This window comes from Rathayibacter sp. AY1D9, from assembly GCF_002932395.1.
Taxonomy (GTDB): domain Bacteria; phylum Actinomycetota; class Actinomycetes; order Actinomycetales; family Microbacteriaceae; genus Rathayibacter.
This window is the reverse complement of record NZ_PSVQ01000064.1, coordinates 1-6,783: the sequence shown is the minus strand read 5'-3', so window position 1 is coordinate 6,783 and position 6,783 is coordinate 1. Positions and strand designations below refer to the sequence as shown.

The window sequence follows — 6,783 nt, the reverse complement described above, 5'->3', positions numbered from 1 at the left end:
CCTCCCGTGACCGGCCCCTGCTCACCCCGGGGGCGGGGCCCCCGGGGTGAGCAGGGGCCGGTCACGGGAGGAACCCGTCCTCGCCGGCGCGGCGGATCAGGTCGGCCCGGCGGCTCGCGGGCCTGCCGACCGCGACGTACTTGCGGCGCACTCGCTGCAGGTAGGTCTTCGCGGTCTCGAACTGCACGTTCATCTTGGCGGCGACCTCGGGGGTGCTCGATCCGGACGCGTAGAGGCGCAGCGCCTCCAGCTCGCCGGCGCTGAGCCGTGGGCGCTGCTGCGCCGCGACTCCGGACGGCAGGGGCCGCCACTGCGCGGACGAGACGTCGGCCGAGCGCATCTCGAGAGCGGCGCGGGTCTGCTCCATCACCTCAGCGAGCGGGCGCGACTTCGCCAGGTGCCGCACGGCTCCGGCCTTCAGGGCGCGCTCGCGGACCTCGTCGTCCTCGCTCGCGGAGAGCGCCACGACCGCGGCTCCCGCCGCCCGGCAGGTCCGGATCCGCGCCTCGATCGAGATCGGCTCGCGCAGCTCGACGTCCATCACGACCACCTGGGTGGGGAAGACATCGCTCGTCACCAGGTCGTGCCAGGTGGAGGCGGCCACGACGACCTCGAAGTCCGGGGCGTGGGTGCGGATCCACGCGCTCGTCGCCGCGAGCAGGTCCTCGCGCGGGTCGAGCAGGCCGAGCCGGACCGCACGGGGTGGCGCGTCGCGGGCGCTCCGGGCGGAGGAGCCCGAGGGCTCACCGGAGCGGGTGACCATGCGGACGATCCTAGCCGCGGCCGGGCCCGCCCCCGGCTCAGAACAGCGTCGGCTGCCCGACGCCGGGCAGGATCGCGGCGCGCTCCGGCCCGAGCTCCCCGACCAGCAGCCCGTCGTGCTGGAGGGAGCGCCGCTCGCCGCCGAGGGTCCGCAGCGTCCCCAGCGAATTCAGGGCGGAGGACTTGACGGAGCCGGTGGCCGGGTCCTCCTCGCCGCGCTCGAGCCCGTGCGCGCGCATCAGCGGGCGGATGCGCGCGGAGAGCCAGCGCCGGTACTCGAGAGGCGCGTAGGCGTCGCGGCCCGGGTAGAGCGCTCGGTACTTGTCGACCAGCTCGGGGTGCTCCTGCCCGAGCCACTGCAGGAACCACTCCTTCACCCCGGGCTTGAGGTAGAGGGTCGAGTACATGATCGTGCTGGCGCCCGCCTCGCGGCAGGCTTGGAGCGACTCGTCGAGGTGCGCCCGGGTGTCGGTGAGGAACGGCAGGATCGGCATCAGGAACACCGAGCAGTCGAAGCCGGCCTCCCGTGCCGCGGTGACCGTCGCCAGCCTGGCCGCCGCGGTCGGCGCACCCGGCTCGACGGAGCGCTGGAGGCCCTCGTCGTAGACGGCGATCGACACTCCGAGGTCGACCGGGACGTGCTCGGCGGCCTCGCGGAGCAGCGGCAGGTCTCGCCGCAGCAGCGAGCCCTTCGTGAGGATCGAGATCGGGGTGCCCGAGGCGGCGAGCGCGGCGATGATGCCCGGCATCAGCCGGTAGCGGCCCTCGGCGCGCTGGTACGGATCGGTGTTGGTGCCGAGTGCCACGGGGTGCCGCTCCCAGCTCGGCTTCGCGAGCTCCCGGGTGAGGACCTCGGCGACGTTCACCTTCACGACGATCTGCGAGTCGAAGTCGCGGCCGCCGTCGAACTCGAGGTACTCGTGCGTGGGCCGGGCGAAGCAGTAGGTGCAGGCGTGGGTGCAGCCGCGCATCGGGTTGATGCTCCAGCCGAACGGCATCTTCGAGGAGGTGTGCACGCGGTTGAGCGCCGACTTCGCGAGCACCTCGTAGAAGGTGACGCCCTCGAACTCCGGCGTGCGCACCGTCCGCACCAGGTCGGTGAGCTTGACGAGGCCGGGCAGGGCGGCCTCGTCGGCCGTGCCGATCGACTGCCCGCTCCACCTCATGGAGCCATTAGAACATACGTTCGAACGGATCGCAGCCGATCAGACCGAGGCGGACAGCTCCAGCGTCTCGGCGGTCGCGGTGACCGTCTGCTCGGCCTTCTCGGGCGCGTCGTTGAGGGTCGAGCCGTAGCTCGGCACCAGCGCGCGGATCCGCGGCTCCCAGGCCTTCATCCGGTCGGGGAAGCACTTCTGCACGATGTCGAGCATGATCGGCACGGCGGTCGAGGCTCCGGGCGAGGCGCCGAGCAGGCCGGCGATCGTGCCGTCCCCTCCGGTGATGACCTCGGTGCCGAACTGCAGCACGCCGCCCTTCTTCTCGTCCTTCTTCATCACCTGGACGCGCTGGCCGGCGGTGATCAGGTACCAGTCCTCGTCGCGGGCGGTGGGCAGGAACTCGCGCAGGGCCTTCATCTTCTTGCCACGGCCGGCGAGCACCTCGCCGATCAGGTACTTCATCAGGTCGAGGTTGTCGCGGGCGACCGCGAGCATCGGGCCGATGTTGTGCGGCCGGATCGACAGGGGCAGGTCGAGCCACGAGCCCCGCTTCAGGAACTTGGGCGTGAAGCCCGCGTAGGGGCCGAAGAGGAGGGACGACTCGCCGTCGACGACGCGCGCATCGAGGTGCGGCACCGACATCGGGGGCGCGCCGACGGCGGCCTTGCCGTAGACCTTCGCCTTGTGCCGGGCGACCAGCTCGGGGTTGTCGGTGCGGAGGAACTGCCCCGAGATCGGGAAGCCTCCGAAGCCCTTGATCTCGGGGATGCCCGACTTCTGCAGGAGGTGCAACGCACCGCCGCCGGCGCCGACGAAGACGAAGCGGGCGGTCACCGACTGGGGCGTGCCTCCGACGACCTGCTTGAGGTCGAGGCGCCAGGTGCCGTCCTTCTGCCGGGTGATGTCGGTGACCTCGCGGCCGGTGTCGAGCGTGCCGCCGTGGGCGACGACGTGGTCGAACAGCTGGTGGGTCAGCGAGCCGAAGTCGACGTCGGTGCCGGCCGGCATGCGCGTCGCCGCGTAGGGGCCGCCGCCGGCGGGACGCTGCTCCATCAGCAGGGGCGCCCACTCGTGGATGGTCTTGACGCTCTCGGTGAACTCGATGCCGGCGAACAGCGGCTGGTCCTTGAGCGCCTCGTAGCGCTTCCGGAGGTACTCGACGTTGGCCTCGCCGTGCACGAAGGTCATGTGCGGCGCCGGGTTGATGAAGCTGGAGGGCTCGCGGATGTCGCCGGACTCCACCAGGCTCGACCAGAACTGGCGCGAGATCTGGAACTGCTCGTTGATCTGGATCGCCTTGGCCGGGTCGACGGAGCCGTCGGCCGCCTCGGGCATGTAGTTCAGCTCGCAGAGGGCCGCGTGACCGGTGCCCGCGTTGTTCCACGGGTTCGACGACTCCTGCGCCACGTCGCCGAGGCGCTCATAGGCGGCGATCGTCCAGTCGGGCTGCAGCTGGGTGATGAGTGCGCCGAGCGTGGCGCTCATGATGCCCCCACCGATGAGGGCGACGTCGACCGGTTCCGAGGAGTTCACGAGAGTCGAGTTTACGCTCGCCCGCGGACGCCGCGGCCGGGAGGGGACCCGCTCCCCCATCAAATTCGCGGCTTTTCCACCCGGAGGGGGCCGGAGCGCTCGGCGCCGGCCCCGTCTACGCCGGTCAGGAGACGGGCTGCTTCGCCGCGATGAGCTCGGCGATCTGCACGGCGTTCAGGGCCGCGCCCTTGCGGAGGTTGTCGTTGCTGATGAAGAGCGCGAGGCCGCGTCCCTCCGGGGCGCCCTCGTCGGCGCGGATGCGGCCGACGAAGCTCGGGTCCTTGCCCGCGGCCTCCAGCGGAGTCGGCACCTCGCGCAGCACGACGCCGGGCGCGTCGGCCAGCAGCTCGCGAGCACGCTCGGGGCTGAGGGCGGAGGCGAACTCGGCGTTGACGGAGAGCGAGTGGCCGGTGAACACGGGGACGCGCACGCAGGTGCCCGAGACCAGCAGCTCCGGGAGCTCGAGGATGCGGCGGCTCTCGTTGCGGAGCTTCTTCTCCTCGTCGGTCTCGTTCGAGCCGTCCTCGACCAGGCTCCCCGCGAAGGGGATGACGTCGAAGGCGATCGGGGCGACGTACTTGTCCGGCGCGGGGAAGTCGACCGCCGAGCCGTCGTGCACCAGGTCGAGCAGGTGCTCGTCGGCGACGGCGGCGCGGACCTGGCCGGCCAGCTCGTTCGCTCCGGCCAGTCCGCTGCCGGACACGGCCTGGTAGGTGCTGACGATCAGGCGCGTGAGCCCCGCCTCGCGGTCGAGGACCTTGAGGATCGGCATCGCGGCCATCGTGGTGCAGTTGGGGTTGGCGATGATGCCCTTGACCGCCTGGTCGATGGCGTGGGGGTTCACCTCGCTGACGACCAGCGGGACCTCGGGGTCCATCCGCCAGGCGCTGGAGTTGTCGATCACGGTGACGCCGGCCGCGGCGAAGCGGGGCGCCTGCGCGCGCGATCCCGTGGCTCCGGCCGAGAACAGGGCGATGTCGAGCCCCGACGGATCGGCGGTCTCCACGTCCTCGACAACGACGTCCTCGCCGCGGAACGGCAGCGTCGTGCCCGCCGAGCGGGCGGTGGCGAAGAAGCGGATGGACGCGATCGGGAAGTCGCGCTCCTCGAGGAGGCGGCGCATCACCTTCCCGACCTGGCCGGTCGCGCCGACGACGCCCACGTGGAGGGGGGTGCTGCTCATGCTGTGCTCTTTCGTCCGTGCGGCGCGCGGGCCGCTCGTGGCGGGGGGATCGAGGGAGAGGGTACCGGTCGCTCCGGCCGCTCGGGAGGAACGGCCGGATCGCGAGGGTGTCCGGCCGTCAGCGGCCGGTGCCGGCGTAGACGACGGCCTCGTCCTCGGCGTCGAGCCCGAAGGCGGTGTGCACGACGCGCAGAGCCTCGTTCACGGTGTCGGCGCGGGTGACGACCGAGATGCGGATCTCGCTCGTGGAGATCATCTCGATGTTGATCCCGGCCTCGTAGAGGGAGCGGAACAGCTTCGCGGAGACACCGGCGTTGGTGCGCATCCCGGCGCCCACGAGCGCGAGCTTGGCGATCTGGTCGTCGTACTGCAGGGACTCGAAGCCGACCTCGTCCTTCTCGGCGTTGAGAGCCATGAGGACCGTCTGGCCGTCGGCCTTGGGCAGGGTGAACGAGATGTCGGTGCGGGCGGTGGCCGCAGCCGACACGTTCTGCACGATCATGTCGATGTTGGAGCCGGTCTTGGCCACGATCGTGAAGATCTGCGCGGCCTTGCCCGGGATGTCGGGGACTCCGACGACGGTGATCTTCGCCTCGTTCAGGTCGGCGGCGACTCCGGCGATGATGGGCTCTTCCACGGCTTGTCCGTTCTGCTCGGCGCCGGCGGTCTCGGCGTTGTAGACGATGGTGCCCTCATTGGGGCTGAAGGAGGAGCGCACGTGGAGCGTGACTCCGTGGCGGCGGGCGAACTCGACGGCGCGGATGTGCAGCACCTTCGCTCCCGCGGCGGCCAGCTCGAGCATCTCCTCGCTGGTGATGCGATCGAGCTTGCGGGCCTTCTTGACGACCCGCGGGTCGGCGGTGAAGACGCCGTCGACGTCGGTGTAGATCTCGCAGGTGTCGGCGCCGAGTCCCGCGGCGAGCGCGACGGCGGTGGTGTCCGAGCCGCCGCGGCCGAGGGTGGTGATGTCCTTCGTGTCGCGGTTGAAGCCCTGGAAGCCCGCGACGATGACGACGGCGTTCTCGTCGAGCGCCTCGCGGAGGCGGACCGGGGTGATGTCGACGATGCGGGCGGCGCCGTGCTGCGCGTCCGTGATCATGCCGGCCTGGCTGCCGGTGAAGGAGCGGGCCTCGAAGCCCATGCTCTTGATCGCCATCGCCAGCAGCGCCATCGAGATGCGCTCGCCCGAGGAGAGCAGCATGTCGAGCTCGCGAGGGGCGGGGATGGGCGTGACCTGGTGGGCGAGCTCGAGCAGGTCGTCGGTGGTGTCGCCCATGGCCGAGACGGCGACGACCACGTCGTTGCCCGCCTGCTTGGTGGCGACGATCCGCTTCGCGACCCGCTTGATGCTCTCCGCGTCGGCGACGGAGGACCCGCCGAACTTCTGGACGATCAGGCTCACGTGCTGCTCCCGTGTCGGTGGCTGGACCGCCGTCGCGACCCGACGGGCGAGTCTACCGGTCGACCGCATGCCGGAGCGGTCATGCGACTCCGGCGGCCGCGTCAGTTCTCGACGAGCCGGCGGCCCTCGAAGGCGCGGCCGAGGGTGATCTCGTCGGCGTACTCGAGGTCTCCGCCGACGGGCAGCCCGGAGGCCAGACGGGTGATGCGGATGCCGAGGGTGCTGAGCATGCGCGAGAGATAGGTCGCCGTCGCCTCGCCCTCGAGGTTCGGGTCGGTCGCGATGATGACCTCCTGCACCTCGCCGTCCGCGAGCCGCTGCAGCAGCTGGCGGATGCGGAGCTGATCCGGGCCGATGCCGTCGATCGGGCTGATCGCGCCGCCGAGCACGTGGTAGAGCCCGCGGAACTCGCGGGTGCGCTCGATCGCCGGGACGTCCTTCGCCTCCTCCACGACGCAGATGACGGCGCGGCTGCGGCGCGGATCGCGGCAGATCCCGCAGGTCGCCTCCTCCGCCACGTTCCCGCAGATGTCGCAGAAGTGCACACGGCCGCGCAGCTCGAGCAGGATCTCGGCGAGCCGGGTGACGTCGAACGTCTCGGTCTGCAGGATGTGGAACGCGATGCGCTGGGCGGACTTCGGACCGATGCCGGGGAGCCGGCCGAGCTCGTCGATCAGCTCCTGGACGATGCCTTCGTACATGCGGTCGCCTCCTCTCGGGTGGGGCGGACGGGGGTGGCGGTG

General features: G+C 71.2%; 6 protein-coding genes. All 6 read right to left on the bottom strand.

Features of this window, described 5'->3' with window-relative positions; translation table 11 throughout:
- Positions 1-61: 61 nt before the first annotated feature.
- The gene (locus tag C5C50_RS16365) at positions 62-763 is read right to left on the bottom strand and encodes a LuxR C-terminal-related transcriptional regulator (protein WP_146076549.1); all 702 of its coding nucleotides are present in this window, start codon (positions 761-763) and stop codon (positions 62-64) included.
- 37 nt (positions 764-800) lie between these two features.
- A complete protein-coding gene (locus tag C5C50_RS16360; protein WP_104247319.1) occupies positions 801-1,928 on the bottom strand; it encodes an Rv2578c family radical SAM protein in 1,128 nt (375 codons plus the stop codon).
- Between the two features lie 39 nt (positions 1,929-1,967).
- Positions 1,968-3,515: a malate:quinone oxidoreductase gene (locus tag C5C50_RS16355; RefSeq protein ID WP_104260362.1), complete on the bottom strand. Its 1,548-nt coding sequence runs from the start codon at positions 3,513-3,515 to the stop codon at positions 1,968-1,970.
- Between the two features lie 64 nt (positions 3,516-3,579).
- Positions 3,580-4,638: an aspartate-semialdehyde dehydrogenase gene (locus C5C50_RS16350; RefSeq protein ID WP_104227259.1), complete on the bottom strand. Its 1,059-nt coding sequence runs from the start codon at positions 4,636-4,638 to the stop codon at positions 3,580-3,582.
- Between the two features lie 118 nt (positions 4,639-4,756).
- Complete coding sequence (locus C5C50_RS16345) at positions 4,757-6,040, bottom strand: aspartate kinase (protein WP_104222160.1); 1,284 nt, start codon at positions 6,038-6,040, stop codon at positions 4,757-4,759.
- Between the two features lie 101 nt (positions 6,041-6,141).
- Entirely contained in the window at positions 6,142-6,741 is a 600-nt protein-coding gene (gene recR, locus C5C50_RS16340; protein WP_104222157.1) for a recombination mediator RecR, read from the bottom strand.
- Positions 6,742-6,783 lie beyond the last annotated feature (42 nt).